Here is a 26,512-nt window from a genome sequence, read left to right as displayed (position 1 = left end):
GCGCCTCCTCCTGCAGCGTTGAAAATTGGCGAAAGCATGCGCGACATCTGATCTCCCCCCTTGAGGGGGAGATGGCCGGCAGGCCAGAGAGGGGGGCTCAAGCGCCACCCTTCGCGCGGTCGGCGGCCTGCGCCGCGAGTATCTTCTTCACCTCAGCCACCAGGTCACCCTCCGCGACCGTCACCTGCGCCGGGCGTGCCGCGCGCCATTCGGCGTTGTCGGTGATCTCGGCCGACAGGCGCGCGCCTTCGATGAGGTCCTTGATCTGCACCTCGCCCTTGGCGCGCTCGTCGCCGCCCTGGATGATGGCGACAGGGCTGCCGCGGCGGTCTGCATATTTCAGCTGCGCCTTCATGCCCGCGCCGCCGAGATACATTTCCGAGCGGATGCCGGCGGCGCGCAGATCGGCGACCATCTTCTGGTAACGGCCGAGGCTTTCCGTATCCTTGTCCATGACCAGCACGACGACCGGGGCGATGATATCGGAGGTATCCAGCTTGCCGAGGTTCTTCAGCGCCGTCATCAGCCGCGAGACGCCGATCGAAAAACCGGTCGCCGGCACCGGCTCGCCGCGAAAGCGCGAGACCAGCCCGTCATAGCGCCCGCCGCCGCCGACCGAGCCGAAACGCACGATCTGGCCTTCGTCGTTGGGGATCTCGGCCAGCAGCTCGGCCTCGAAGACAGGGCCGGTGTAGTATTCGAGGCCGCGCACGACGGAGCGGTCCATCACGATGCGGTCTTCGCCGTAGCTCGCGGCTCTAACCAGGGCCTCGATCGTTGCGAGTTCGCCAACGCCTTCCTGATAGACAGCATTGGCATTGACGCTGGCGTCCTGGGCGGCCTGCCCGTTCCTGGCCGTTGCCAGAAGAACCGCCTCGGCTTGCGCATCCTTCAATCCGGCGCCCTTGGCGAAATCGCCCTCGCCTTCCTTGCCACCGTCCCAGCGTCCGGGGCCAAGCAGAAGCCTGACGCCTTCCGGCCCGAGCTTGTCGAGCTTGTCGATGGCGCGCAGTACGGTCAACCGGCGGCCGGCGTTGTCCTCACCGCCGAGCCCGATGGCCTCCAGCACGCCGTCGAGCACCTTGCGGTTGTTGACGCGAATGACGTAGTCGCCGCGCTTGATGCCGAGCGCCTCCATGACGTCGGCCATCATCATCGCCATCTCCGCGTCGGCGGCGACGCCCGGCGTGCCGATCGTGTCGGCGTCGAACTGCATGAACTGGCGGAAGCGGTCGGGACCCGGTTTCTCGTTGCGGAACACCCAGCCGGAGCGGTAGCTGCGATAAGGCTTCGGCAGCTTGTCAAAATTTTCCGCGACGAAGCGCGCCGTCGGCGCGGTCAGGTCGTAGCGCAGCGACAGCCACTGCTCGTCATCATCCTGGAAGGAGAACACCCCTTCGTTCGGCCGGTCCTGATCGGGCAGGAATTTGCCCAGAGCATCGGTGTATTCGATCATCGGCTGGTCGACCGGCTCGAAGCCGTAAAGCTCATAGACCGAGCGGATGGTGGCCATCATCTTCTCGACGGCGCGGATGTCTTCGGCGCTGCGGTCGGCAAAACCGCGCGGCAGCCGCGCTTTCGTCTTTTCGGATTTGTCGGCCATGGGGTAGGTCTTTTCGTTAAGTAAACACTGGCTTATCGGGAGCGGGCGTGTCCTAACCCATGCCAAGTGGTGCGGCAAGCGTTTGCAGACCTGCAGGAAACAGTTCGATAGTTTGCAGGCGCCGCGCCGCCCCTCGTCCCCCTGCCGGCACCTTCTCCCCGTGTAGTGACCGGGGAGAAGGAGGAAGCGCCGGCGCGACAGCTCCAGCGTTGCCGACTGGCCAAACCCGCGGCGCCAGCGTCCTTCTCCCCGTCTCTATAAGGGGAGAAGTGCCCGGCAGGGCGATGAGGGGCGGCGCCGACTAACAAAGAAGTAGACTTCAATATCCCACCCTAGAGGGTTGAGGGCCTCCAAGAACTTCGAAACAATCAGCGCAAATACGAAACAATTCCGCCACCAGCGCGGCATGCTGCCGACACAATCCGCGACCATAAAACGCGCCGAAACAAGGGGTTCAGGGCCATGACCACGGCTGAAGATATCATCGAGGGCGAGACTGCAAGGCTGAGGCCTGCCGGGGTTCCGGCGCTGAAGCCGGCGCAGCAGCCGGCTGGGCCGTTCGAGGCTGCGGCGACCAAGCCGAGCGCCCGCGACGCGCTGGTCACCGGGCTTTTGGTAATCTACCCGGCTTTCGCGGCTGTGGCGGCGATCCTGGCGGGGTTGTTTTTGGCAGGCGCCGGCAGCGTTTGACTTGAGGTCTACCGAGAAATCTCGAAGGCCGGCGCTGCCCCTCATCCGCCCTTCGGGCACCTTCTCCCCGTTCACGGGGAGAAGGAAAGAGCGCGCTCTACTTCGGCCTTTTGAGCTTCTTGCGCTCTTTCTCCACCTCCGCCCTGCAATAGCAGCCCTCGAGGTGGTCGTTGACGAGGCCCATGGCCTGCATGAAGGCATAGACCGTCGTCGGGCCGACAAAGCTCCAGCCTCGCTTCTTCAACTCCTTCGATATCCTGACAGACACGGCCGTCGTCGGATTGGCGCGCAGATGCGCGAGGTCGACGATTTCCGGACGCTCGTCCGGACCCGGTTCGAACTTCCAGAACCAGGCGGCTAAAGAGCCGAACTCGTCGACCATCTCGCGGGCGCGTTTGGCGTTGTTGATGGTCGAGACGATCTTGCCGCGATGGCGGATGATGCCGGCATTGCCGAGCAGGCGCTCGACATCCTTCTCGGTGAATTGAGCCACCTTGTCGAAGTCGAAACCGGCGAAGGCCTCACGGAAATTCTCGCGCTTGCGCAGGATGGTGAGCCACGACAGGCCCGACTGGAATCCTTCCAGGCAGATCTTTTCGAACAGCCGGCGATCATCCGTTACCGGCCGGCCCCATTCATGATCGTGATAGTGAAGATAGTCCGGCAAATTGCCATGCCAGAAGCAGCGCGCCCTGCCGTCGGGACCATCGAGAATGCCGGTATTTTCCGTTGCCATCGTCAGCAAATCCATTCGTTAATGCGCCTCGGCGCCGCTTTTACCGTGGCTTTACCAGATTCCTGAACCGGCCGGTAACCACACCAAAAGGTTTACTGACAAAGCGGCATTTTACGCATTCCGATTCATGTTTTGCTTGCCGCTGCGCGCCAAGGATCGCGAAACCGAGGGCGTCCTCTCCGCCCCGGATGAGTTCGATCAAGGTGCGTTCCAATGAAGACAGCGTTTTGTTACCTGCTCGGCGCGGCGGCGATCCTTGCCGCCGGCGCCACCACCTCCCTTGCCAATGACCGCTACGCCGATATGCCGCCGGTGACGGTGAGCCCCGACCTTTCGGCGCCCTGGGTGCTGCAACTTGGCCGTGCGCCGGGCATCGTGCGCCCGGTCCGGCAAGCGACGCAGCAGCCGCTGCAGCGCCTGTTCCAGGCGCAGCCCGACCGGCAGAGGACGGCAGCCGTGCAGCAGCCGGCCAAGCGCATGGTAATGCGACCGCAAATCAACCCGATCTATCTGCCGCAGGAAGTCGCCTATGACGGGCCGGCGAAGCCGGGCACGATCGTCATCGATACGCACCAGAATTTCCTCTACCTGGTGGAGAAGAACGGCAAGGCGCGGCGTTACGGCGTCGGCACCGGCAAGCCGGGCTTCGAATGGTCGGGCACGCACAAGATCACCGACAAGAAGGTGTGGCCGGACTGGCGCCCGCCGGCGGCGATGATCAAGCGCGAGGCGGCCAAGGGCCGCTATTTGCCGACCTATCTCGCCGGCGGCATGGAGAACCCGCTGGGCGCCCGCGCGCTCTATCTCGGCACCACCGAATACCGCATCCACGGCACCAACCAGCCCTGGACGATCGGCGGCGCGGTGTCTTCCGGCTGCATCCGCATGCGCAACGAGGACGTCGTCGACCTTTACGAGCGCGTCAATGTCGGAACCACGGTCGAGGTGATCTAGTTTCTGCGAACCAGCCGGTTAGACGGCGCAGCACTTTTAGTCCAGCTGTTGCCGTCAAGTCATAGTGCGATCCCGTGGGATGTGCTTAACCCGATTTCGAGTTTACGGGGGACGGGCCGTGTGGGGATACGGCCGGTCACGAAAGGGCAGCGTGGGCAACCGCGCTGCCCTTTTCGTTTTTGAGGCTTCTTTGACGCGTGGCGCGGCAAGTCGCCCCGCAAACAGACGGATTCGCTTTCGGGGCTGATTTCCCGGCGCTCCTCTGCTATTGCAGTGCACAAATCCTGATCGTCACGCAATTCTGGACGCTACGCTGCTTACGCGATTTCCTCGAATTGCCCAGAAGGCAGAGGTGCCAGCCATGACCCGGACCGACGACAGCCGCTATCTGAAAGGCGGCCCGGTTGCCCAGCGCATCATTGCGTCGGTGCGCGAAGATGCCTTGATCGCGACGGCCGAAGGTTTTCCGCCAAAGCTGGTCTCGATCACCGTCGGCGATACCGAAGCGGTCGATGTCTATGTGCGCAACCAGCGCGCCAAGGCAGCCCTTGCCGGCATCGGCTTCGAGGAGCGGCGCTTTGCCGCCGACATCACGGCCGGCGAACTGGAAGCCGCGATCCACGGCCTCAACGCCGACCCGCGCGTCACCGGCATCATCATCCAGCGGCCGGTGCCGGCGCATATCCCGATCAAGACGCTGCAGGCCGCCGTGCATCCGCTGAAGGATGTCGAAGGCATGCACCCGGCCTCGATCGGCAACATCGTCTACAACCAGCTCGATCTGGCGCCCTGCACGGCGGCAGCCTCGGTCGAACTGCTGAAGAAGACCGGCCTCGATCTCAAGGGGCTCGAAGTGGTCGTCGTCGGCCATTCGGAGATCGTCGGCAAGCCGATCGCCTTCCTGCTGATGAGCGAAGGCGCCACGGTGACGGTGTGCCACCACATGACGCGCTCGGTGGCGGCGCATGCACGGCGCGCCGACGCGCTGTTCGTCGCGGTCGGCAAGCCGCGGCTGATCAAGGCCGACATGGTGAAGCCGGGCGCCGCCGTCATCGACATCGGCATCAATTCCGAGGTCGGGCCCGACGGCGAAACCCGCATCGTTGGAGACGTCGACACCGACAGCGTCAAGGAAGTGGCGTCCTGGATCACGCCGGTGCCAGGCGGCGTCGGGCCGCTCACCGTGGCGATCCTCTTGCGCAACACCATGGTGGCGCTTAACCGCCAGCGCGCGCTCTATCGCGCGACCTACGGCGTGGCGGATCAGCTCGCGGCGGAGTAACTTCCACTACTCGGCGGCGACCATCGTTACATCGGAAACTCCTTCCGGCTTCGGACCACCATAGGCCCAGTCGAGCAGCTTGATCGTGTGCACCACGGGCAGCTTGGCGGCGGACGCGATTTGCGTGATGCAGCCGATATTGCCGGTGGCGACGATTTCGGCGCCGGTCGCCTCGATATTCCGCACCTTGCGGTCGCGCAATTTGGCGGAGATGTCGGGCTGCAGGATGTTGTAGGTGCCGGCCGAGCCGCAGCAAAGATGCCCCTCGCGCGGCTCGCGCACGACGAAGCCCGCCTTGGCCAGAAGCTCCTTCGGCTGGCGCGTGATCTTCTGGCCGTGCTGCATCGAGCAGGCGGAGTGATAGGCGACGATCGTGCCCGGCTTGCGCACCGGCTCGGGCAGGTCGAGGGCGGCGAGATATTCGGCGACGTCCTTGGCCAGCGCCGAGACGCGCGCGGCCTTTTCGGCATAGGCCCGATCGAGGCGCAGCATGAAGCCGTAATCCTTGATCGTTGTGCCGCAGCCTGACGCGGTGATGATGATGGCGTCGAGCCCGCCTTGGTCGATCGCGCGCGTCCAGGCGTCGACATTCCGCCTGGCCGAGGCAAGAGCCTGATCCTCGCGGCCCATGTGATGGACGAGCGCGCCGCAGCAGCCCTCGCCTTCGGGCACCACGACCTCGACGCCAAGCCTGGTCAGCAGAGAAATCGTCGTTTCATTGATGGCGGGATCGAGCACCGATTGCGCGCAGCCGGTAAGGATCGCGACGCGGCCTCGCTTTGTGCCTTGCCCGGTATGCGTGCCTGGTTTCGCCATCGGCGATGCCGGCGGGACCGCGGACGGCGCCAGCTTCAGCATGGCTGCGACCGGCTTCAGATCCGGCAGTTTCTCGAACAGGCGGATGAAAGGCCGGCCGAGACCGGCCAGTTTCAGCGCGGCGCGGAAGCGGCTGGGATAAGGCAGCACGAAGGCCAGCACGGCGCGCGTCAGCCGGTCGAGCAGCGGCCGCTTATAGGTCTGCTGGATGTGGGCGCGGGCGTGGTCAACCAGATGCATGTAGTTCACGCCCGACGGACATGTCGTCATGCAGGCAAGGCAGGAGAGACACCGGTCGATATGGGTGACGATCTCCTTATCCGCCGGGCGGCCGTTCTCCAGCATGTCCTTGATGAGGTAGATGCGGCCGCGCGGCGAATCGAGCTCGTTGCCGAGCGTCACATAGGTCGGGCAGGTGGCGGTGCAGAAGCCGCAATGCACGCATTTGCGCAGGATCTTCTCCGATTCCGCGACATGCGGGTCGGCAAGCTGGGCAAGGGAGAAATTGGTCTGCACGCAAAAATCCTTACTGTCCCAGAAGCCAGCTTTGCGGGTTCCTGACGGGCTCGCCGCGCTGCAGCGCCTGGATGCCCAGAATGCAGCGGGCGATAAACCAGACGGCGGCGGCCAACATCAGCACGAAGCCGATCACAAGCATCATCAGGACCACCGAGATCAGCGCGTAGAGAAGGCCGATCCAGAACGTCCTGATCAGGAACGTATAGTGGCTTTCGACGAAGCCGCCGGCCTTGCCGCGATTGATGTAGGCAAGCACGATGCCGACAATGCCGGTGATGCCGATGACGAGGCCGGCGAGGTAGAGAATGTAGATGACCAGCGCGTTGGTCTGGCCCGGCTCCAGCCAGCGATCGGTCTGGCGTGGCGCGCTGCTCGGTCCTGGATCGGTATTGCTCATGATGCTGCTCCCTGTGTTGATCGGGCGAGAGTAGCAGAGCCGGAGCCCGGCGCCATGCGGCCAGGGTTGAGGATATTCTTCGGATCGAACTCGGCCTTGAGCCGCGCCGAGAGCGCCGCCAGATGCGGCGGCTGCGGCTCGAACACCGGCAGCGCCGCGCGATGCGGAGCGGAGGCGCGCACCAGCGTCGCATGGCCGCCGCCATGCTTGCGGATCAAGCCGCGCAAGAGGTCGGCCTCGGGATCGTCCTCGCGCATCGACAGCCACACCAGACCGCCCTGCCAGTCGTAGAACGCATCGACCGCCGCCTGCATGCGCAGCGCCATCACCATGTGATGCGCCACGGACGGCGCCATCGAGACACGCCAGACCGGCCGCGTGCCGCCGTCGGCGAAAGGCCGGCAGTCTCGGATGTCGCGCCAGATGGCTTTCGACGCCTCGCCGGCGATCTCTTCCAGCGGCCCGGCCTTGCCGAGCAGCTGCTTGAGCGCCTCGATGCGATAGACGACCGAGGGGCCAAACCCCTCGACGCGCAGCAGCGTGGCGGCGTCGCTGCCGTGCTTGCCGCCGGCGACGCGGGCCGCGATGCGCTCCGGCAGATGCGCCGCGCTCGACACTTCGGCGCTGGAGCCCAGCGCCAGCGCCATGGCGGCGACCGCCGCATCGTCGAGCAGGCCGCGGATGGCCAAAGTCACTTCCGTTTCGGCGGCCGGCAGCACCTTGAACGTGACATCCGTGAGCACGGCCAGCGTGCCCCAACTGTTCGCCATCAGCTTGGAGAGATCGTAGCCGGTGACGTTCTTGACGACGCGCCCGCCCGACTTGAAGGCCTCGCCACGGCCCGAGACGGCGGCGACGCCAAGGATATGGTCGCGCGCGGCTCCCGCCTTGAGACGGCGCGGGCCGGACAGGTTCGAGGCCAGCACGCCGCCGATGGTGCCTCTGCCTGGCTCGCCACCGAGCAACGGACCGTAGTCCATCGGCTCGAAGGCGAATTGCTGGCCGTTTTCCGCAAGCAGTTGTTCGATCTCGGCGAGCGGCGTGCCTGCCTTGGCCGACAGCACCAGCTCAGCGGGCTCGTAGAGGGTGACGCCGGTGAGCTTGGAGAGGTCGAGCGTGTGTTCGGTCTGCAGTGGGCGGCCGATGCCGCGCTTGGAGCCATGGCCGAAGATTTCGAGGGGTGTCTCTTCGGCTGCCGCCCATTGGACGGTGGAGAGGACTTCGGCGGATGATGATGGGGTGAAGGTGGTCATGGCTTGGCCTTGTTCCTCGCCCGCGCAGGGCCAGGACAATCGCATACGGCAGCGCTGCCCCCTCTCCGCCCGCTACGCGGACACCTCTCCCCCATTTCATGGGGGCGAGGAAACGCCAACCGCCGACGTCGCGACCTTGAAAAGCCTGGGTTCCTCGCCCCCGCAAAGCGGGGGAGAGGAGATAGGTCGCGTTCCTTCGCGCCCCCCTCTGTCCTGCCGGACATCTCCCCCACTTGGGGGGAGATTGGCAGCTTCGGCCACCGCGCCTCACTTGCAAGGTCGGAGATTAGCGAAGGCCGCAATGACAGCTGATCTCCCCCCTTGTGGGGGAGATGTCCGGCAGGACAGAGGGGGGCGCGACAGAACGCCGACATGCGTGTTTGAGCCCCCATCAAAACCTCGGAATATCCGGAAACGCCACCTGCCCGCGATGCACATGCATCCTTCCCAGCTCCGCGCAGCGGCGCAGTTGCGGAAACACTTTTCCCGGATTGAGCAGGTGGTTGGGATCGAAGGCGCATTTGACGCGCATTTGCTGGTCGAGGTCGATTTGGTTGAACATTTCCGGCATCAGGTCGCGCTTCTCGACGCCGACGCCGTGCTCGCCGGTCAAGACGCCGCCAACCTCGACGCAAAGCCGCAATATGTCGGCGCCGAAGCTTTCGGCCTTGTCGAGCTCGCCCGGCACATTGGCGTCGTAGAGGATCAACGGATGCAGATTGCCGTCGCCGGCGTGGAAAACATTGGCAACGCCGAGGCCGTATTTCTCGGAGAGATCGCGCATGCCGGCCAGCACGCGCGGCAGTTCCTTGCGCGGGATGGTGCCGTCCATGCAGTAATAGTCGGGCGAGATGCGGCCGACGGCCGGGAAGGCCGCCTTGCGGCCGGCCCAGAAGCTCAGCCGCTCCTGCTCGGACTGCGAGATGCGACAGGTGGTCGAGCCGTTGCGATAGGCGATCGCCTCGACGAGGCCGATCAAATGGTCGACCTCCACACTCGGCCCGTCGAGCTCGACGATGAGCAGCGCCTCGACGTCGAGCGGATAGCCGGCATGGACGAAATCTTCCGCAGCGTGGATTGCCGGGCGGTCCATCATCTCCATGCCGCCCGGGATGATGCCGGCGCCGATGATGTCGGCGACGCATTGGCCGCCCTCTTCGCTGGTCGGAAAGCCGATCAGCAGCGCGCGCGCCGTCTCCGGCTTCTTCAGGATCCGCACCGTGACCTCGGTGACGACGCCGAGCAGGCCTTCGGAGCCGGTCATGACGCCGAGTAGGTCGTAGCCTTCCTGATCGAGATGACTGCCGCCGAGCCTAACCACCTCGCCGTTCATCAGCACCATCTCGATGCCCAGCACATTGTTGGCGGTGAGCCCGTATTTCAGGCAGTGCACGCCGCCGGAATTTTCCGCGACATTGCCGCCGATCGAGCAGGCGATCTGGGAGGATGGATCGGGGGCATAGTAGAAGCCCTCCTGCTCGACGGCGGTGGTGATGCCGAGATTGGTGACGCCCGGCTGAGCGACCACAATGCGGTTGGGGTAGTCGATTTGAAGGATGCGGTTGAAGCGGCTCATCACCAGCAGCACCGCATCTTCCAGCGGCAGCGCGCCGCCGGACAGCGAAGTGCCGGAACCGCGCGGCACGACGCGGATGTTGCGCTCGTTGCAGTATTTGAGAACCCGCGAGACCTGAGCCACCGTTTCCGGCAGCACGACGACCAGCGGCAACTGCCGGTAGGCGGTCAGGCCGTCGCTTTCGAAGGCGCGCATTTTATTGGCCGCGTCGACGACGCCCTCGCCCGGCACGATGATGCGCATGTCGGCGACGATCTCGGCGCGCCGACGCAGCGTTTCGGCATCTGGCTTGGGCATGGCTAGGCCGGACATCGGTTATCTATCCCGCTTGACTGGTCAAAATCTTTTACCAGCTTGACCGTTTTGTTGCAAACGCTGCTTTGGTCAAATATGGCGGCGACCGTAATGCCCAGCTTCCGCAGCGGCAATCTGCCGCTGCTTCCTCGCATCGAGGGGAAGATTACTCGCCCGGATGCTTCGCCGGCTCGGAATGCATCTTGCGCACCCGACGCACGCCCCACCAGACCAGCAGGATGGCGACGGGGACGGAGGCGGCGGTGACGACTTCTGGCGCGAAGGCATGGCCGAAGATCGAGGCGCCCTTGGCTACATAGCCGATAAGGCCGACGACGTAGTATGACACGGCGGCCACGGACAGGCCTTCGACAGTTTGCTGCAGGCGCAGCTGCAGCCGGGCCCGGTTGTTCATCGATGCCAGCAGGTCGCGGTTCTGCTTCTCGACTTCGACGTCGACCCAGGTGCGCAGCAGCGTGGTGGCGCGGGTGAGTTTTCGCGACAGGTTGGCCTGGCGTTCTTCGACCGAGCGGCAGGTGCGCATTGCCGGCGCCATGCGCCGCAGGAGGAAGCCAGCCCAGGTGTCAAAACCCTGCACCGGTTCTTCATCCAGCGCCTCCAGCCTTTCGGTGACGATGCCGTCATAGGCGCGGCTGGCGCCGAAGCGGTAGAGGCTGGACGCGGCGTCGGCCTCGAGCTCGGCGGCGAGCTCGGTGAGGTCGGCGAGCAATGTCTGGCTGTCACGGATTTCGACGGCCTTCATTTCCAGCGTGGTCTGCGCCAGGCGGTCCTCAATGCGGCGGGCGCGGCCGGACAGCGTCAACGCCAGCGGCAGGCCGAGCATGGCCAGCGTCCGATAGGTCTCGATGTCGATCAGCCGCTGCGACAGAGCGCCGGTGCTGGCCGGCGTCAGGCCGCGATCGAGCACCAGCATGCGGGTCAGCCCGTCGCCGTCCTGGCGGAAATCGGTGATGATGGCGGCGGCGCCCCTTTCGACCAGCGAGTAGCAAAGGCTGGTGGGGTCGAAGCCGGCGATCAGCCTTTCGCTCGCCTGCGTCCATTTGCGGATTTCGAGCCGGATGCCGGAAATCACCGTGCCTGGGGGCGAGAAGCCGTTACCGAAGGGCGAATCTTCCTGCCCCCGGCCATTCTCGGCCAGCGGCCCTTCCCACAGATAGGTCGAGAATTCCGTATGCCGCTCCCAACGCAGCGAGCCCTTGCCCCATTTCATGGCATGGTGGCGCGCGTTCCGCTCAGGCGCGGCGATTCCCAGCCGCCTCGAAAGCTCCGATAGCACGGCATGGTCGACCGCGGCGCCGGCCTCGGTCATGAAGGAAAGCTGGATCAGCACGCGCGGCTTTTCGATCAGCGGATGCGGACGGGCATGAACCTCGCCGATCGCGCCGGGACGCCCCTCATGCGCCGGAAAACCCATGACGCTGCCTTGGGCGCGCGGCTGGAATTCGAGACTGGACATCTCGTCGGACACGGCTGGTCCCCCTGTTTTCGACCCTTCGTGCAACCCGGTGGTCTTGCGGCAATCGGCGAGACGCGTAAACAGCAAATATTAGCATCCGGCGATGACGGCGCGCGGCAGGCGATCCGACCACATTGGGCGAATTGGATAAATAATTTGACCAGTTGGCGACAGACGCTTTAATCTGGGCAACATCCGTTCCAGCTCCAGGCGTCTCCGTTGAGCGACATTTTCTCCAGGATCGAGCATTCGCGCACCGCCGACGAGGTGGTGCAGCAGATCGAGAGCCTGATCCTCGAAGGCGTTCTGCGCACCGGCGACCGGCTGCCGGGCGAGCGCGAGCTGGCGCGCCAGTTCGACGTGTCGCGGCCGATCCTGCGCGATGCGCTGAAGGCGCTGGAGGGACGCGGACTGCTGACGACGCGCCCCGGCGGCGGCACGCATGTCGCCGACGTCATCGGCCAGCTCTTCACCAAGCCGGTGACGGACCTCATCTCCACGCACCGCAAGGCGGTGACCGACTATCTGGAGTACCGGCGCGAGATCGAGGCGGTGGCGGCCGAATATGCGGCGCGGCGGGCGACGCCGGAGGACCTTGCGCTGCTCGACCGCATCATGGCGCGCATGGAGGAGGCGCACCGGACGGGCGACTTCGACGACGAGGCGGAAATCGACGTCGAGTTCCATCATGCGGTGTGCGAATGCGCGCACAACATCATCCTGCTGCACACGCTGCGCTCCTGCTACCGGCTGTTGTCGGAAGGCGTTTTCCAGAACCGGCTTCTGGTGTTCGGCGTGCCGGGCGCGCGCGAGGCGCTGCTCGAGCAGCACCGGGCGATCCATACCGCGATCAAGGCCGGCGACCCGATCGCGGCGCGCAAGGCCGCGATGGACCACATCACCTATGTCGAGCGCTCGATGGCGGAAGCCGAGCGCAGCGGCGACTGGCAGCGCGTCTCCCGGCTGAGGCTGAGACAGCGCTCCGATGCCGGCGATATCGAACCCACACGCAAACGCTCCTAAGCACAGATTTAGCGGGGACCCATCATGAGCGAAATCCTCACCATCGCCGACCTCAAGGACTTGGCACGCCGCAGGGTGCCGAAGATGTTCTTCGACTATGCCGATTCCGGCGCATGGACGGAGAGCACCTATCGCGCCAACGAAGAGGACTTCGGCAAGATCAAGTTCCGCCAGCGCGTGCTGGTCGACATGAGCAACCGCTCGCTGGAATCGACCATGATCGGCGAGAAGGTGGCGATGCCGGTGGCGCTCGCGCCGACCGGATTGACCGGCATGCAGCATGCCGACGGCGAGATGCTGGCGGCACAGGCGGCGGAAGCGTTCGGCGTGCCGTTCACGCTGTCCACCATGAGCATCTGCTCGATCGAGGATGTCGCCTCGGTGACCAAGAAGCCGTTCTGGTTCCAGCTCTACGTCCTGCGCGACAAGGATTTCGTGCTCAACCTCATCGACCGCGCCAAGGCGGCGAAATGCTCGGCGCTGGTGCTGACACTCGACCTGCAGATCCTGGGACAGCGCCACAAGGACGTGCGCAACGGGCTTTCGGCGCCGCCGAAGATGACGCTTGCCAACATCATCGACCTTGCGCTGAAGCCGCGCTGGTGCCTGGGCATCGCAGGAACCAAGCGCCGCACTTTCCGCAACATCGTCGGCCACGCCAAGGGCGTGGGCGACGTCTCCTCACTATCGTCCTGGACGAATGAGCAATTCGATCCGCACCTGTCGTGGAAGGACGTCGCCTGGATCAAGGAACGCTGGGGCGGCAAGCTGATCCTGAAGGGCATCCTCGACAAGGAAGACGCGCTGATGGCGGCCGAGACCGGGGCGGACGCGATCGTGGTCTCAAACCATGGCGGGCGGCAGCTCGACGGCGCCCCCTCCTCGATCTCCGTGCTGGAAGAGATCGCCGATGCGGTCGGCGACAGGATCGAAGTCCACATGGACGGCGGCATCCGCTCCGGCCAGGACGTGCTCAAGGCGCTATGCCTCGGCGCCAAGGGCACCTATATCGGCAGGCCCTTCCTTTACGGCCTCGGCGCGATGGGCAAGGACGGCGTTACCAAGGCGCTCGAAATCATCCGCAAGGAAATGGATGTCACGATGGCGCTGTGCGGCAAGCGCCTCGTCGCCGACATGGGCAAGGACCAGCTCCGCCGCTAGGACGCAGTAGCCAAGATCGCACGGATCGGTTGCGTCGCTAGGGCGTTGTTCATCGATCGGCACTAGGCTTGGCTCCAACTGTGCCTTGGGAACATGTTCACCTTGACCGAAACCGGCATCCACTACCTCGACGCGCGCGGGCCGGACGGCATGCGGCTTTACGCCATCGGCGACGTACATGGACGCCATGACCTGCTCGCCGCCATGCACCGGCGCATCGAAAGCCAACTGGAACATGCGCCCGCGTCAGACTGGCGTATCATCCATCTCGGCGACTATGTCGACCGCGGTCCGGATTCAAAGAGGGTCATCGACTTCCTGATCGAGGCGCGCAAGCGCGATCCGCGCAACATCATGCTCGCCGGCAACCACGATATCGGCATGCTCGAATTCATGGCCCATGCCGAGCCGGACGGCCTGTTCATGAACTATGGCGGCGTGCAGACCGCGCAGTCCTATGGCGTGGAACTTGTCCGTGACGCCCATTGGTACGGCAAGGCGGAGACAGTCGCGCGTGGACACGCTGCGCTGGTGAAAGCGGTGCCGCGCAGTCATGTCGATTTCCTGCAATCGCTGACGTTTTCGGTCAGTTTCGGTGACTTCTTCTTCTGCCATGCCGGGATAAGGCCGGGCGTGCCGCTCGACCATCAGAACCAGCAGGACCTGATCTGGATCCGCGATGCCTTCCACGATCACCCGGGACTTTTTTCAAAGGTGATCGTGCATGGGCACACGCCCGTCCCGGAGGCCGAAGTGAAGGCCAACCGCGTCAATGTCGACACGCTCGCCTGGAAATCGGGGACGCTGAGCGCGCTCGCCGTCAATGGCGGCGACAAGCAGATCATCGACGTGCAAGGCAAAGCGCTTTAAGGCGTGCTGATATTCAGGTGAGGCCGGCCTGCAAATGGTGTTTTCCTGCGCTTCCGGTGTTCACGTACGTTAAGTACGCTCCGCTCCGGTTCTCGGAAACCACCATTTTCGACTCGGCCTGACCTGAATCTCAACACGCCTTCGGCGCAATCTCGGCGCGGGCGCGCTTCCGATTTTTGATTGGGCTCAGTCGAGCGAGGCCGTCACGCCGTAGCCGTCGACGGCCCGGTGGTTGGTTGCTGCGTCGGCGGCATAGATGCCCAGGCCGCAGAGCACGATGGCAGACAGCATGACAAAAGACAGGAGAGCTGCTTTCACGGACGTCATCTCTGGTTAAGCTTTCTGCATCTGGGCACGAGGCGGTTACCAATGCGTTGAAACGATAAAATGCGTCTCAATGTTTCGACGATTTCGCGCTTCTAAGCAGATTCTGTTTCGCCGGTGTGTCGGCTGGATCACACAAAAGGTTCATGGCGGTTGCACCAGCGATACAAAGCGCGCCCTCTTAAGGGAGTGGCCGGACACAAACCAAGAAAGAAGAGCGTTATCCCCAGGCGCAGGCGCTGAGGCGTGCCAATTATGCCACGCTGCGTCCGCGCGGATGGGTTGAGATGCAGGTCAGGCCGGCCTTACCTGAATATCAACGTACCTTAGATGGTAGCCACCCAGGCGCGGGCGATCGCCAGGCCGGCGGCATCGGCTTCGGGGCCGTTACCGGCCAACTCGTCGTCGAGCCGGTCGTTCCAGTCGGGATGGCGCTCGGCGATCGTTGCCGCGAAGGAGGTGCTCCAGTGGCGCACCATCGGCGTGTCGGCCTCGAAGTGGAACTGAAAGCCATAGACGGCGCGGCCGAGGCGGAAGGCCTGGTTTTCGGCGACCGCGCTGCCGGCGAGCCGCACGGCATTCTGAGGCAGCGCAAAAGTGTCGTCGTGCCATTCGAAGATCGGAAATTGTTCGGGCAGCGCCGCCAGGACCGGATCCGACTTCGCGGCGGGCGTCAGCGAGACCTTGTGCCAGCCGAACTCGGTGGCGCCGCCGATATGGTTGTCGCCACCAAATGCGCGGGCAAGGAGCTGACCGCCGAGGCAGATGCCGAGCACCGAGCGGTCCTTATCGGCGAAATCGCGGGTCAACTCAAGGAGCGCCGGGAAATAGGGATAGTCCTCGTCGGCCAGCGCATTCTGCCCGCCGCCCAGCAAGACCATCGCATCGTGCCCGCCTGCGTCCTGCGGCAACGGATCGCCCTGGTATGGGCGCCGCAGGTCGACATCCGCGCCCGCTTCGGCCAGAGCGGCACCGACCTGACCGAGGCCGGTATTGTCGTAGTTCTGGACCACCAGCACGCGCATCGAGAATCCTGCTGACATGAAAAGGCTGGGGCGAGCGATATCATGCGGCCCGTGTTTCAGCCAAGATGCGCGGCGGGAGAGAAAGCTATGCCACTGCAGAACCGGGTCGATCCCTTCGGCGCCATCCATGCCGTGCCGGAACGCGGCCTGTTCACCGGCAATCGCGGCATCATCCATGATCCGGAGACCAAGACTCTGCTGAGGAAGCGCTGGGCCTTGCCGGCCTGGATCATCTGTGTGTGCGAGTTCCGAAACGTGCGGCGCGAGCCGATGGGCCGCAACAGGGGAGGAAAGGCTGGTTGGACCGAATTGTTCTTCCTTGACGAGGTGACGGCGTTGGCCGCCGGCCACCGGCCCTGCTTCTTCTGCCGGCGCGAACGGGCGACCGATTTCGTCGGCCGCTTCGGCAAGGCCTTCGGCATCGCAGAGCCCCGCGCGCCGATGGTCGACAAACGGCTGCACAGGGAACGGCTGGCTTCGGGTGGACGGCCGCCTCGCGTAACCGTACCGGAGCTTGGCGGCTTGCCTGATGGAGCGATGATCGCGCAGGGCGACACCGCCTACGCGCTGCGTTCCGGAAAGGCACTTGAATGGTCCTTCGCGGGTTTCGCCGGTCAAACCGGCTTCGATCGCTTCACCGGCCGATCGCTGCGCCTGCTGACGCCGGCGACCACCATCGCGGTGCTGCGGCAAGGCTTTGCGCCTGTCTGGCATCCGACCGCCGACACTTGACGATATCCATCGCCTCGCCCATTGCTCGGCAGATATTCGCGGGATGGCCCGCAAATATCTGCCTAGATTCCCTTGTTTTTCGCAGGTTCTGATCGCAAAACCGCGGGGACACTTTTGCGGGACCTGCCTGGGCCATGCGTGCCAACTACAAAATGCAGCGGCTGTTCGTGCCGGACGATCTAGGCTCAGGCGTCGAATTCGATGCCGGACAGCAGCAGAGCCATTATCTCGCCCATGTGCTGCGGCTCGGCGAAGGCGCCGAGGTGCTGCTTTTCAACGGCCGCGACGGCGAATGGTCGGCTGCGATCGCCGCTAAATCCAAGAAGGCTGTCCGGTTGAAAGTGCTGGAGCTGCAGCGGCCGCAGCCGCCGCTGCCCGACCTCGTCTATTGCTTCGCGCCGCTCAAGCAGGGGCGGCTCGACTACCTGGTGCAGAAGGCGGTCGAGATGGGCGCCGGCGTGCTGCAGCCAGTCATCACCCAGCACACGCAGGTGGCGAAGCCCGGCATCGAGCGGCTGCGCGCCAATGTCGTCGAGGCGGCCGAGCAATGCGGCATCCTCGCGGTGCCGGACGTGCGTGAAGCAGAGAAGCTGGAGCGGCTGCTCGCCAGTTGGGACAGGGAGCGGCGGCTGATCTTCTGCGACGAGGACGCTTCGACCAACAATCCGCTGCCGGCCCTGCAGGCGGTAAGGGAGAAGAAACTTGCGCTTCTGGTCGGTCCCGAAGGCGGATTTTCCGAGGACGAGCGCAGGATGCTGAGGCCCTTGCCTTTCGTCACCGCCATCCCGCTCGGACCGCGGATCCTGCGCGCCGACACGGCGGCAGTGGCGGCGCTTGCCGCCATCCAGGTGACGATCGGCGACTGGTAAATCAAATCCCATTGAGGCCTGGCTCAGGATTTTTTGCTTGATCGGCTGCCGGCATTTCGTCCATCTAGCGCCGGCGGCCGTCCGGCCTCTGCAGCACCGCGCATGCTTTTCGACGCACGAAGGGCGCTGTAACACTTAGGAACTGTGCAGGACGCCTGGCGGAAGTCGATGCCGATTTCCGGGGCAAAGCGCTCGGAGGGGCCTCATGGCGCGCGACACGACCGATACCCAGCCCATCGAAGGGATCGACGAACTGGTCGGCTATCTGGCCGCCGGCAACAAGCCGCGCGACAAATGGCGCATCGGCACCGAGCACGAAAAATTCCCCTTCTATGTCGACGGCAACGCGCCGGTGCCCTATGGCGGCGAGCGCGGCATCCGCGCCATCCTCGAAGGCATGCAGGAAAAGCTCGGCTGGGATCCGATCATGGATGCCGGCCGCATCATCGGCCTTGTCGAGCCGACCGGACAGGGCGCGATCTCGCTGGAGCCCGGCGGCCAGTTCGAGCTTTCCGGCGCGCCGCTGGAATCGATCCATCAGACCTGCCGCGAGGGCAACGCGCATCTGGCGCAGGTGCGTGAGATCGCCGAGCCGCTCGGTATCCGCTTCCTCGGCCTTGGCGGCAGCCCGAAGTGGTCGCTGGCCGACACGCCGAAAATGCCGAAGTCGCGCTACGAGATCATGACGCGCTACATGCCGAAGGTCGGCACCAAGGGCCTCGACATGATGTACCGCACCTGCACGATCCAGGTGAATCTCGACTTCGAGAGCGAGATCGACATGCGCCGCAAGATGCAGGTGTCGCTGAAGCTGCAGCCGCTGTCGACGGCGCTGTTCGCCAACTCGCCCTTCACCGAGAGCCGGCCGAACGGGCTGCAGAGCTGGCGCGGCGACATCTGGCGCGACACCGACAACCAACGCTCCGGCATGCTTGAATTCTGCTTATCGCCCGATTTCGGCTTTGCCGACTATGTCGAATGGGCGCTCGACGTGCCGATGTATTTCGTCATCCGCGACGGCCAGTATCACGACATGACGCGCTACACCTTCCGCCAGTTCATGGCGGGTGCGGCGCGCAATGAAATCCCCGACGGCCTGCCGACCATGGGCGACTGGGCGAACCATCTCTCTACCTTGTTCCCCGACGTGCGGCTGAAGCGTTTCCTCGAAATGCGCGGCGCCGATGGCGGCCCGTGGCGTCGCATCTGCGCCCTGCCCGCCTTCTGGGTCGGGCTACTCTATGACGAGCAGGCGCTGGACGCCGTCGAGGCGCTGACCGCAAGCTGGACCTATCAGGAAGCGCTGGCGATGCGCAATGCCGTGCCGGAGCTTGGCATCGCGGCGCCGTTCCGCAACGCCACCTTGCGCGACGTCGCCCGCGACGTGCTCGCCATCTCGCGCATGGGCCTGAAGAACCGCGGCAAGAAGAACCGCGACGGTTATGACGAGACGTCGTTCCTCAACACGCTGGACGAGGTCGTCTCGCGCGGCACCACCAGCGCCGAGGAGATGCTGTCGGCCTACCACACGCGCTGGGGCGGCTCGATCGAGCCGGTGTTCATGGAATATGCCTATTAACTGTCCGGTGTACGCCGAGCGGTTGGGCAGCAAAAGCCGCTTCAATCGGTGATGGAAACGAACTAGGCTCTCCGACGAGGATATTGTCGGAGGAGAACCCAATGCCTTCCCTGTTCGACATTTTTGCCCAAGCCCAGAATGGCGCCGGCATGCAGGCGCTGGCCCAGCAATATGGGCTTTCGATGCAGCAGACGCAGGCCGCGGTCCAGGCGCTGCTGCCCGCCTTCTCGCAGGGGCTCCAGCGCAACACCGCCGATCCCTACGGGATGGGCGCCTTCATGACGGCGATGGCGAGCGGCCAGCACGCCAAATATTTCGAGGATGCGACAAGAGCCTTTTCGCCGCAAGGCATCGATGAGGGTAATGGCATTCTCGGCCATCTGTTCGGCTCGAAGGAGCTGTCGCGCGCCGTGGCGAACCAGGCCGCGCAGGCGACGGGGCTCAGCCAGCAGGTGTTGCAGCAGATGCTGCCGGCCATGGCCTCGATGATGATGGGCGGGCTGTTCAAGCAGACCAACAATCAGTTGACCGGGGGGCAGATGCAGGCCTTCGGCGGCAGCGGCAATCCGCTCGGCGAGATCATCGAGCAGATGATGCGGCAGGGCGGCCTCGCGCCGGCGCCGCAAACGCGGCAGGCGCCGGCGCCCAATCCCTATGGCGAGAATCCGCTCGGCAAGGTGCTGCAGGACATGTTCGGCGGCGGCGCGGCGCAGCCGCAAAGCCAGACACAGCAAGCGCCCAATCCCTACGGCGAGAACCCGCTTGGCAAGGTGCTGCAGGATATGTTCGGCGGCAGCGCGCAGCCGCAAAGCCAGCCCCAGCAGACGCAAAGCCCCTATGGCGACAATCCGCTCGGCAAGATCTTCGAGGAGATGCTGCGCCAGGGCGGTGGCGGCTTCGGCGCGCCCGGCGGGCAGCCGGCGCCGCAGCCGCAACAGCGCCAACCGCAGCAGAGCGCGCCGCAACAGCCGCAGGCCAACCCGAGCGGCCGTCCGCGAAACCCGTTCGATGACATCTTCGGCAAGATGTTCGAGACCGGCGCGCAGCAGCGCGACGAATATCAGAAGGGCGTGGAGACGATCTTCGACCAGTTCAAGCGCGACATGGACCGGCGTTGAGTCCCCGAACGCCCCCGGAGCGACGTTCCGCGAGCAAGAGACCCGAGCAGATGCGCCGCGATCGTCGCCGCGACTGCTTGCAGGGTGTTTTCGACCACAAACTTCACTACCGAGTATGATGGATCATAAGGAAAAGCGGATGCGCCCTTCGTCCTCTATGTTGCTACTGATGCTTGCCGTATCGTTGATGGGCTGCACAACAAGCAACGGAAACGCCGGCCAAAGCTCGAAGAACGAGGCGCAATGCGTTGGCTTCGGTTTTGAACAAGGTACGGATGCTTTCGCCAATTGCATGATGCAGCTTTCACTGCGGCAGGGGGGCTCGCAGCAGCCCGACCACGATACCCTCGTCAATCAATACAGAAGCCGCAGCAAGGCCCGACAGGGTGACGATCGATATCCCGTGTGCAGCGCCGCAAACATGGATGCCGAGTTGGATATTACAACGGGTAAGTGGGTCGGCCCCGATTGCCAGATGGCGCCAGACTAGAGCCTGCGTTCCTAGACGGCTTTGCTGGTTTCACCAAATTGCGTCTGGCTGCAACCAACGCTTCCGGTCATGAGTCGAAGCCCATAAAAAATGCCCGGTCCTGGAGGAGAACCGGGCAATTTGCAGGCTGGCCGGCGGGGAACCGGCAGGGAGTGTGGGAGCCTGCATGAAGCTTGGTCGCGCCGAGCCGTGAAAAGGGTCAGCGCGACGGGAAATCCGAGGGAAACGCCGCCCTTCAGCCTACCTGACGAGCAAGGTCCTCGATCGTGTCGGCGCGCTCGCTGGCGATCACGCGCAGCTTCGCCGTCGGATCGCGGCCGAAGGGCACGTCGATCGCGACATGGAGATCGCCGCGCGTCAGGCCGATATCGGCAAGCTCGGCGTCCGACATCTCGCCGAGGCGATAGAAGGCGCGACGGTTTTTCCAGGCGCGGTAGCTGTTGGCGATGGCATTGACCACAAGCGTCGCAACGGCCGGACGCGTGGTGATGCGCGGAGTCTCGGAGGCGAATTCAATCGTGGTCATTTCGGTCTCTCCTTCCAGGAGTCGAGCGGACGAAACCAGCCAATCGGCGCCTTGGGAGAAGCGCCGTTCCGGTTTCCATTCATTGATGTGATGCATGTCGTTGTCCCCAGAACCGGGAACCACTTCTGAGCGACTTGCACTGTTCTCATGTGGACAATGACAATTTGCCATCGCGCGATTGATTAATCCAACGAATGTTTTTAATCTCTAGCATCAACATCAATGATAGGTTGGACCGATGAAAGCGCCGCTTGACCTCGATCAGTTGCAAACCTTCATCTCGATCGCCGATACAGGAAGCTTCACCCGCGCGGCCGAGGAGGTGCACCGGACGCAGTCGGCCGTGTCGATGCAGATGCGGCGGCTGGAGGAGCGGATCGGCAAGCCGCTGTTCGAAAAGGACGGCCGCACCAACAAGCTGACCGAGGAGGGCGACAGGTTGCTTTCCTATGCGCGGCGGCTGATCTACCTCAACCGCGAGACGCTCGCCGCCTTCGACGACCAGCGCCTCGAAGGCACGATCCGCATCGGCACGCCGGACGACTATGCCGACCGCTTCCTGCCCGAGATCATGGCGCGCTTCTCGCGCTCCAATCCGCGTGTCGAACTGACGGTCGTTTGCGAGCCGACGCCGGGGCTTGTCGAACACATCAAGCGCGGCAATCTTGACCTAGCGCTGGTCACGCATAACGACACGCGCGGCCAGTCGGAAGTGGTGCGGCGCGAGCCGCTTTTGTGGGTCACCTCGGCCAACCACGCCACGCATGAACAGGAAACCCTGCCGATGGCGTTCGGCCGGCCGAACTGCATCTGGCGGCGTGCGGCTGTCGACGTGCTCGACCGGCAGAACCGCGACTACCGCGTGCTGTTCTCCAGCTTCTCGGCCACCGTTATCACCGCGGCCGTGCTTTCCGGCCTGGCGGTCTCGGTGCTGCCGGAATGCGCGCTCAGGCCCGGCATGCGCGTGCTCGGCGAGGCCGACGGCTTCGGCCAATTGCCGGACTGCCGCATCGGCATCATGCGCGGCCAGACCTCACAGCCGGAGATCGTCGACGCCTTGGCTCGTCACATCGCCGAAAGCCTCGACAACATTTCCGTGCCGGCGAGCGAAGAGGCGGGAGGCTTCGACTTCGCGGCGCTCGCCTTTGCCAAGATGAAGCGGGTCAAGGCCAACCAGATCATGCCTGGCTGGTAAGGCGGGAGCAATTCCAGGAAAAGTGTGAAGCGGTTTTTCGTCAGGAATTGCGTCCAGACAAAGAGATAGAGCGGTTCGCCGTTTCCGTGAAACGACGAACTGCTCTAGGCCCGAGCGACGGAACGCTCCGGGCCGGCTGACGAAACACCCGGCAGCGCAAGCAACTGGCCGGGCTCCAACGGCGGCGACAGCAGATAGCCCTGCATCTGGAGACAACCCATGCCGACCAGCAAGGCCTTCTGCGCGTCGGTCTCGACGCCTTCAGCAGTCACCTCGACCTTCAGGGCCAGCGCCAGCTCGATCAGCGTCTTGGCGATTGCGCGGGCGCTTTCGTCCTCGTCGAGCAGACGCACGAAGGAACGGTCGATCTTCAACTTGTCGATCGCCTGGCGGCGCAGATAGCTGAGGGAAGAGTAGCCTGCGCCGAAATCGTCGAGCACGATGCGCACGCCGGACTGGCGGAGCGCGGCAATCACGGCGCCGATCGCGTCGTTGTGCTCGAGCAGCACCCCCTCGGTGGTCTCGAGCTGCAGGCGGGACGGGTCGAGTCCGGTTTCCTTCAGGATGCCGGCGATCTGTTCGGCAAAGCCGGCATCGCGCAGTTGCATCGGCGAGATGTTGACGGCGATCCAGGGAAGTTCGGTCCCGGCGGCAAAGCGGCACGCTTCGCTCAGCGCCCATTTGCCGAGCTCGCCGATGAGGCCGCGCTCTTCGGCAATCGCGATGAACTGCGCCGCGGGCAACGCGCCGTGCACCTCATGCCCCCAGCGGATCAGCGCTTCGGCCCCGAGAATCCGGCGGCCGTCGGCCGCGAAAACCGGCTGATAGGCGAGCTTTATGCCGCCGTCGCCGTCCAGCGCCTTGCGGAGTTCCGACTCGACCTTGCGCTTGCGCAACAAGAGATCGTCCATGTCGCCGGCGAACACCTCGTAGCGGCCGCGACCGTTCTTCTTGGCCTCGTAAAGCGCGATGTCGGCCTTGCGCAGCAGGTCGTCGGCATCCGTATCCGGTCCGGACGAGAGCGCGATGCCGATGCTCGCGCCGACGAAGACCTGGTCGCCAATGAGCCTGAACGGCTCACGCAGCTTCATAAGCAGCCTTTCGGCGATATCTTCGACGCTTCCGGCGTCGGGAATGTCGAGCAGGATCACAGCGAACTCGTCGCCGCCGAGCCGCGCGACAGTATCGGCTTCGCGGATCGTATGCTTGAGCCGCGCCGCCGTCTGGCGCACGAGCTCGTCGCCGGCCGGATGGCCGAGCGTGTCGTTGATGTGCTTGAAGCGATCGAGGTCGAGGTAAAGCAGCGCAACGTGCGTTCCGTCCTGGCCGGCGAAGAGCAGCATGCGCCGCAACCGGTCCTCGAACAGCGCCCGGTTAGGCAGGCCGGTGAGCGTGTCGTGGAAGGCGAGATATTGCGCCTGGTCCTGGCTGGTCTGCAGCGCGGCTGAGGCGCGACGCAATCGGCGCAGCAGGAACACCAGAACGCCGCCCGCCACGAGCAGCGCGATCGCCAAGGCCGGAGCGATCTTGCGCACCAAGGTAAGGCCGGGCCGCAACTGGTCCCAGCCGATATAGCCGAGGATAACACCACGCGAATCGACCAGCGGCACGGCGGCCGGGCCAACCGGCTCGGACAACGGCACCAGGCGCGCGCCATCGAGCAGGTATTTTGCCGCGATCTTGCCGATGACGGCATCGTTGATGAACTCGGCGGAGATATGCAGATATTCCGTGCCAGGCGCCTGGCTGACGCGATCCGAGCTCGGCACCAGCGGCATGACGCTCAAAATAGCGGGCTTTCCCTGGAGCGAGACGAGATCCTGCGCGACCATCTTGGCCGGCTGGCCGGAGGCGTCGGCCTTCAGCGGCTCACCCAACATGTGGCGCAGCTTGTCGATGGTCGGCCGCAATTCCGGCTCGTCCTCGCCGAAAGCCGACGCCGCAACGACTTTGCCTTCCCGCATGGCGTGGATCGCATGGTTGGCGGCGTCAAGGATGTAGACCCGGTTGTGGCCGTAGTAGCTGTACATCCAGGTGCTGAGGTTTTCCTCGATCCAGGCCTGATTGCCCGCCCTCACATTGGTTACCGAGTCATCCCAGACCGTCACGCTTTCCTGCTCGCGCTGGACCGCGGCAATCTGGTCGTTCAGCCCATCGGCGATGAAAATCTTCTGCCGTTCGAGTGAAGCCTCGTCGGCCTGATTGGCGGCGTAGAAGCCGAAGTCGACGACAATCGCCAACGCGAAAGCGGCAAGCGTCAGCACGGTCAACGTGACCTGGTGCGTCAACGGGCTGCTGTCGTGGCGTGCGCTCATCGCGTTTCCTGGCCGGCTCTTGTGCCGTCAGTGAAAGCAAATCGGGCTTAAAATCACGTTATAATATTAGCAGGGGTTCTCCCGGCTTGACGCGAGCCGATAAGCGTTCCCCAATCCGGCGATGAATGAAACAGCAACCGAATCACGCAGCAACGCCACCGAATACACGGTGAGCGAGATTTCCGGCGCGCTGAAGCGCACTGTCGAGGACGCCTTCGGTAATGTGCGGGTGCGCGGCGAGATTTCCGGCTATCGCGGCCCGCATTCGTCCGGCCACGCCTATTTCGCGCTGAAGGACGACCGGGCGCGGATCGATGCCGTGGTCTGGAAGACCACCATGGCGCGGCTGAAATTCCGCCCCGAGGAAGGCATGGAGGTGATCGCCAGCGGCCGGCTGACGACCTATCCCGGCAAATCCAACTACCAGATCGTCATCGACAATCTTGAGCCGGCCGGCGCCGGCGCGCTGATGGCGCTGCTCGAAGAGCGCAAGCGCCGGCTGCAGGCCGAAGGCCTGTTCGACGCCGGCCGCAAGCGACGGCTGCCCTTCATGCCCAAGGTCATCGGCGTCGTCACCTCGCCGACGGGCTCGGTGATCCGCGACATCATTCATCGCATCAAGGACCGGTTTCCGCTCCATGTGCTGGTCTGGCCGGTGCGGGTCCAAGGCGAGACGACGGCCAAGGAAGTCACCGCGGCCGTCAACGGCTTCAACGCGCTGACTTGGGACGGACCTATCCGCCAGCCCGACGTTTTGATCGTGGCGCGCGGCGGCGGCAGCCTCGAAGACCTCTGGGGCTTCAACGACGAAGGGCTGGCACGTGCCGTCGCGGCGTCGTCCATCCCCGTGATCTCGGCCGTCGGGCACGAGACCGATACGACTCTGATCGACTTCGTCGCCGATAGGCGCGCGCCAACGCCGACGGGCGCGGCCGAGATCGCCGTGCCGGTCAGGGCGGACCTGGAGGCTACCTTGGCCAGCCTTGGCGCGCGGCTCAATGCCTGCGCTTCGCGGCATCTGGAGCGCAAACGCCAGGCGGTGCGCGCGGCGGCGCGCGCGCTCCCCTCGCCCGACCAGTTGCTGGCGCTGCCGCGCCGCCGTTTCGACGATGCGACCAGCCGCCTCGGCCGCGGGCTGACGGTGAATATCGAGCGCAAGCGGGCGACGCTGGAGCGGCAAAGGTTGACGCCGGCGACCCTGTCGCGGCGCGTCAACGAGGCCCGCACACTGACCGGCCGCGACATCGCGCGGGCGCGGGCGGCGTTCTTCGCCATCGTGCGCGAGCGGCGCCAGCGCTTCCAGCGCAATTCGACGCGCCTGTCGCCGGCTCCGATCGCCCGGCGCCAGAAGCTGCAGGCCGACGCGCTGGCCGGACTGTCGCGCAGGCAGGACCAGGCGCTGGCACGGCGGCTCGACCGGATTCGCGCGGCGCTGACCCAGGCCGACCGGCTGCTATCCACTCTTTCGCACAAAGCCGTGCTGGCGCGCGGCTTCGCGCTGGTCAAGGACGCCGACGGCGCCGTCATCAAGCGGGTCGCGGAATTGGCGCCGGGCGCGGCGCTGCAGCTTGAATTCGCCGACGGCACTGCCGAGGCCATCGCCACCAGCGGCGGCGCGCGGCCGAAGCTGGCCGCGAAGCCGTCCGCCAAGGCCAGGGAGCCGGGCAATCAGGGCTCGTTGTTCTGAG

Annotated in this window: 24 protein-coding genes; 13 read left to right on the top strand and 11 right to left on the bottom strand. The window is 64.6% G+C overall.

From position 1 onward, the window contains the following. Nucleotides 1-97: 97 nt before the first annotated feature. Complete coding sequence (gene hisS, locus EJ068_RS23530; protein WP_127250070.1) at nt 98-1,603, bottom strand: histidine--tRNA ligase; 1,506 nt, start codon at nt 1,601-1,603, stop codon at nt 98-100. A 462-nt stretch (nt 1,604-2,065) separates the two neighbouring features. On the opposite strand from hisS, the gene EJ068_RS23520 reads away from it, so the two are divergent. Further along, nucleotides 2,066-2,293, top strand: a complete 228-nt coding sequence (locus tag EJ068_RS23520) for a hypothetical protein (RefSeq protein ID WP_126078875.1) — start codon at nt 2,066-2,068, stop codon at nt 2,291-2,293. A gap of 97 nt (nt 2,294-2,390) precedes the next feature. Here EJ068_RS23520 and EJ068_RS23515 read toward each other — a convergent pair whose 3' ends face one another. Next, on the bottom strand, nt 2,391-3,029 hold the full coding sequence (locus tag EJ068_RS23515) for a DNA-3-methyladenine glycosylase I (RefSeq protein ID WP_127250088.1): 639 nt from the start codon (nt 3,027-3,029) through the stop codon (nt 2,391-2,393). 213 nt (nt 3,030-3,242) lie between these two features. Between EJ068_RS23515 and EJ068_RS23510 the strand changes: the two genes are divergently transcribed. After that, on the top strand, nt 3,243-3,983 hold the full coding sequence (locus EJ068_RS23510; protein ID WP_128298378.1) for a L,D-transpeptidase: 741 nt from the start codon (nt 3,243-3,245) through the stop codon (nt 3,981-3,983). Nucleotides 3,984-4,344: 361 nt separating this feature from the next. After that, the gene (locus tag EJ068_RS23505) at nt 4,345-5,265 is read left to right on the top strand and encodes a bifunctional 5,10-methylenetetrahydrofolate dehydrogenase/5,10-methenyltetrahydrofolate cyclohydrolase (protein WP_127250071.1); all 921 of its coding nucleotides are present in this window, start codon (nt 4,345-4,347) and stop codon (nt 5,263-5,265) included. 6 nt (nt 5,266-5,271) lie between these two features. On the opposite strand, the gene glcF is transcribed toward EJ068_RS23505, so the two are convergent. The 5 genes from glcF to EJ068_RS23475 all read right to left on the bottom strand — a co-directional run bounded on the left by glcF (nt 5,272) and on the right by EJ068_RS23475 (nt 11,609). Continuing rightward, nucleotides 5,272-6,597, bottom strand: coding sequence for a glycolate oxidase subunit GlcF (gene glcF, locus EJ068_RS23500; protein ID WP_127250072.1), 1,326 nt, complete (start codon nt 6,595-6,597; stop codon nt 5,272-5,274). Nucleotides 6,598-6,607: 10 nt separating this feature from the next. Next, on the bottom strand, nt 6,608-6,997 hold the full coding sequence (locus EJ068_RS23495; protein ID WP_127250073.1) for a DUF4870 domain-containing protein: 390 nt from the start codon (nt 6,995-6,997) through the stop codon (nt 6,608-6,610). Further along, nucleotides 6,994-8,250, bottom strand: a complete 1,257-nt coding sequence (glcE, locus tag EJ068_RS23490) for a glycolate oxidase subunit GlcE (RefSeq protein ID WP_127250074.1) — start codon at nt 8,248-8,250, stop codon at nt 6,994-6,996. Before glcE ends, EJ068_RS23495 begins: the two co-directional genes overlap by 4 nt. 391 nt (nt 8,251-8,641) lie before the next feature. After that, nucleotides 8,642-10,138: an FAD-linked oxidase C-terminal domain-containing protein gene (locus tag EJ068_RS23480; RefSeq protein WP_127250075.1), complete on the bottom strand. Its 1,497-nt coding sequence runs from the start codon at nt 10,136-10,138 to the stop codon at nt 8,642-8,644. A 148-nt stretch (nt 10,139-10,286) separates the two neighbouring features. Then, a complete protein-coding gene (locus EJ068_RS23475) occupies nt 10,287-11,609 on the bottom strand; it encodes a DUF3422 family protein (protein ID WP_129554896.1) in 1,323 nt (440 codons plus the stop codon). A gap of 207 nt (nt 11,610-11,816) precedes the next feature. Here EJ068_RS23475 and EJ068_RS23470 point away from each other — a divergent pair, with 207 nt between their 5' ends. The 3 genes from EJ068_RS23470 (at nt 11,817) to EJ068_RS23460 (ending at nt 14,651) form a co-directional block, all read left to right on the top strand. Then, entirely contained in the window at nt 11,817-12,620 is an 804-nt protein-coding gene (locus EJ068_RS23470) for an FCD domain-containing protein (RefSeq protein WP_127250077.1), read from the top strand. Between the two features lie 24 nt (nt 12,621-12,644). Further along, the gene (locus EJ068_RS23465; RefSeq protein WP_127250078.1) at nt 12,645-13,781 is read left to right on the top strand and encodes an alpha-hydroxy acid oxidase; all 1,137 of its coding nucleotides are present in this window, start codon (nt 12,645-12,647) and stop codon (nt 13,779-13,781) included. A 102-nt stretch (nt 13,782-13,883) separates the two neighbouring features. After that, complete coding sequence (locus EJ068_RS23460) at nt 13,884-14,651, top strand: metallophosphoesterase (RefSeq protein ID WP_127250079.1); 768 nt, start codon at nt 13,884-13,886, stop codon at nt 14,649-14,651. A gap of 186 nt (nt 14,652-14,837) precedes the next feature. Here EJ068_RS23460 and EJ068_RS33710 read toward each other — a convergent pair whose 3' ends face one another. Both EJ068_RS33710 and EJ068_RS23450 read right to left on the bottom strand, forming a co-directional pair. Next, nucleotides 14,838-14,969 carry a hypothetical protein gene (locus tag EJ068_RS33710; protein WP_263498119.1) on the bottom strand — a complete coding sequence of 44 codons (132 nt, stop codon included), beginning with the start codon at nt 14,967-14,969 and terminating at the stop codon, nt 14,838-14,840. A 332-nt stretch (nt 14,970-15,301) separates the two neighbouring features. Then, nucleotides 15,302-16,000 carry a type 1 glutamine amidotransferase gene (locus tag EJ068_RS23450; protein WP_127250089.1) on the bottom strand — a complete coding sequence of 233 codons (699 nt, stop codon included), beginning with the start codon at nt 15,998-16,000 and terminating at the stop codon, nt 15,302-15,304. Nucleotides 16,001-16,087: 87 nt separating this feature from the next. Between EJ068_RS23450 and EJ068_RS23445 the strand changes: the two genes are divergently transcribed. From EJ068_RS23445 to EJ068_RS23425, 5 genes are all read left to right on the top strand, one after another. Further along, the gene (locus tag EJ068_RS23445) at nt 16,088-16,732 is read left to right on the top strand and encodes a hypothetical protein (protein ID WP_127250080.1); all 645 of its coding nucleotides are present in this window, start codon (nt 16,088-16,090) and stop codon (nt 16,730-16,732) included. A 134-nt stretch (nt 16,733-16,866) separates the two neighbouring features. Then, nucleotides 16,867-17,601 (top strand): 16S rRNA (uracil(1498)-N(3))-methyltransferase, encoded by a 735-nt coding sequence (locus EJ068_RS23440; protein ID WP_127250081.1) that lies wholly within the window; start codon nt 16,867-16,869, stop codon nt 17,599-17,601. Nucleotides 17,602-17,806: 205 nt separating this feature from the next. Then, a complete protein-coding gene (locus EJ068_RS23435) occupies nt 17,807-19,180 on the top strand; it encodes a glutamate--cysteine ligase (protein WP_127250082.1) in 1,374 nt (457 codons plus the stop codon). A gap of 101 nt (nt 19,181-19,281) precedes the next feature. Then, nucleotides 19,282-20,298: a DUF937 domain-containing protein gene (locus EJ068_RS23430; RefSeq protein WP_127250083.1), complete on the top strand. Its 1,017-nt coding sequence runs from the start codon at nt 19,282-19,284 to the stop codon at nt 20,296-20,298. A 139-nt stretch (nt 20,299-20,437) separates the two neighbouring features. Then, entirely contained in the window at nt 20,438-20,788 is a 351-nt protein-coding gene (locus tag EJ068_RS23425; protein WP_127250084.1) for a hypothetical protein, read from the top strand. 235 nt (nt 20,789-21,023) lie between these two features. On the opposite strand, the gene EJ068_RS23420 is transcribed toward EJ068_RS23425, so the two are convergent. Then, entirely contained in the window at nt 21,024-21,314 is a 291-nt protein-coding gene (locus tag EJ068_RS23420; protein ID WP_042640975.1) for a DUF1127 domain-containing protein, read from the bottom strand. A 238-nt stretch (nt 21,315-21,552) separates the two neighbouring features. On the opposite strand from EJ068_RS23420, the gene EJ068_RS23415 reads away from it, so the two are divergent. Further along, complete coding sequence (locus EJ068_RS23415) at nt 21,553-22,509, top strand: LysR substrate-binding domain-containing protein (RefSeq protein ID WP_127250085.1); 957 nt, start codon at nt 21,553-21,555, stop codon at nt 22,507-22,509. Nucleotides 22,510-22,613: 104 nt separating this feature from the next. Here the strand turns inward: EJ068_RS23415 and EJ068_RS23410 are convergent, their stop codons facing one another. Next, a complete protein-coding gene (locus tag EJ068_RS23410; RefSeq protein ID WP_127250086.1) occupies nt 22,614-24,824 on the bottom strand; it encodes an EAL domain-containing protein in 2,211 nt (736 codons plus the stop codon). A 121-nt stretch (nt 24,825-24,945) separates the two neighbouring features. On the opposite strand from EJ068_RS23410, the gene xseA reads away from it, so the two are divergent. Then, nucleotides 24,946-26,511 carry an exodeoxyribonuclease VII large subunit gene (gene xseA / locus EJ068_RS23405; RefSeq protein WP_128298042.1) on the top strand — a complete coding sequence of 522 codons (1,566 nt, stop codon included), beginning with the start codon at nt 24,946-24,948 and terminating at the stop codon, nt 26,509-26,511. Nucleotide 26,512 lies beyond the last annotated feature (1 nt).

The organism is Mesorhizobium sp. M2A.F.Ca.ET.043.02.1.1, assembly GCF_003952405.1.
In the GTDB taxonomy this organism is placed as follows: Bacteria; Pseudomonadota; Alphaproteobacteria; order Rhizobiales; family Rhizobiaceae; genus Mesorhizobium.
The sequence above is the reverse complement of the archived record's forward strand: the minus strand, read 5'-3'. Positions and strand labels throughout refer to the sequence as shown.

Coding starts and splice junctions, on each gene's coding strand:
- hisS (WP_127250070.1), bottom strand. CDS start 1,603: ATGGCCGACAAATCCGAAAAGACGAAAGCGCGGCTGCCGCGCGGTTTT.
- EJ068_RS23520 (WP_126078875.1), top strand. CDS start 2,066: ATGACCACGGCTGAAGATATCATCGAGGGCGAGACTGCAAGGCTGAGG.
- EJ068_RS23515 (WP_127250088.1), bottom strand. CDS start 3,029: ATGGCAACGGAAAATACCGGCATTCTCGATGGTCCCGACGGCAGGGCG.
- EJ068_RS23510 (WP_128298378.1), top strand. CDS start 3,243: ATGAAGACAGCGTTTTGTTACCTGCTCGGCGCGGCGGCGATCCTTGCC.
- EJ068_RS23505 (WP_127250071.1), top strand. CDS start 4,345: ATGACCCGGACCGACGACAGCCGCTATCTGAAAGGCGGCCCGGTTGCC.
- EJ068_RS23495 (WP_127250073.1), bottom strand. CDS start 6,997: ATGAGCAATACCGATCCAGGACCGAGCAGCGCGCCACGCCAGACCGAT.
- glcE (WP_127250074.1), bottom strand. CDS start 8,250: ATGACCACCTTCACCCCATCATCATCCGCCGAAGTCCTCTCCACCGTC.
- EJ068_RS23480 (WP_127250075.1), bottom strand. CDS start 10,138: ATGTCCGGCCTAGCCATGCCCAAGCCAGATGCCGAAACGCTGCGTCGG.
- EJ068_RS23465 (WP_127250078.1), top strand. CDS start 12,645: ATGAGCGAAATCCTCACCATCGCCGACCTCAAGGACTTGGCACGCCGC.
- EJ068_RS23450 (WP_127250089.1), bottom strand. CDS start 16,000: ATGCGCGTGCTGGTGGTCCAGAACTACGACAATACCGGCCTCGGTCAG.
- EJ068_RS23445 (WP_127250080.1), top strand. CDS start 16,088: ATGCCACTGCAGAACCGGGTCGATCCCTTCGGCGCCATCCATGCCGTG.
- EJ068_RS23440 (WP_127250081.1), top strand. CDS start 16,867: ATGCGTGCCAACTACAAAATGCAGCGGCTGTTCGTGCCGGACGATCTA.
- EJ068_RS23435 (WP_127250082.1), top strand. CDS start 17,807: ATGGCGCGCGACACGACCGATACCCAGCCCATCGAAGGGATCGACGAA.
- EJ068_RS23430 (WP_127250083.1), top strand. CDS start 19,282: ATGCCTTCCCTGTTCGACATTTTTGCCCAAGCCCAGAATGGCGCCGGC.
- EJ068_RS23425 (WP_127250084.1), top strand. CDS start 20,438: ATGCGCCCTTCGTCCTCTATGTTGCTACTGATGCTTGCCGTATCGTTG.
- EJ068_RS23420 (WP_042640975.1), bottom strand. CDS start 21,314: ATGACCACGATTGAATTCGCCTCCGAGACTCCGCGCATCACCACGCGT.
- EJ068_RS23415 (WP_127250085.1), top strand. CDS start 21,553: ATGAAAGCGCCGCTTGACCTCGATCAGTTGCAAACCTTCATCTCGATC.
- EJ068_RS23410 (WP_127250086.1), bottom strand. CDS start 24,824: ATGAGCGCACGCCACGACAGCAGCCCGTTGACGCACCAGGTCACGTTG.
- xseA (WP_128298042.1), top strand. CDS start 24,946: ATGAATGAAACAGCAACCGAATCACGCAGCAACGCCACCGAATACACG.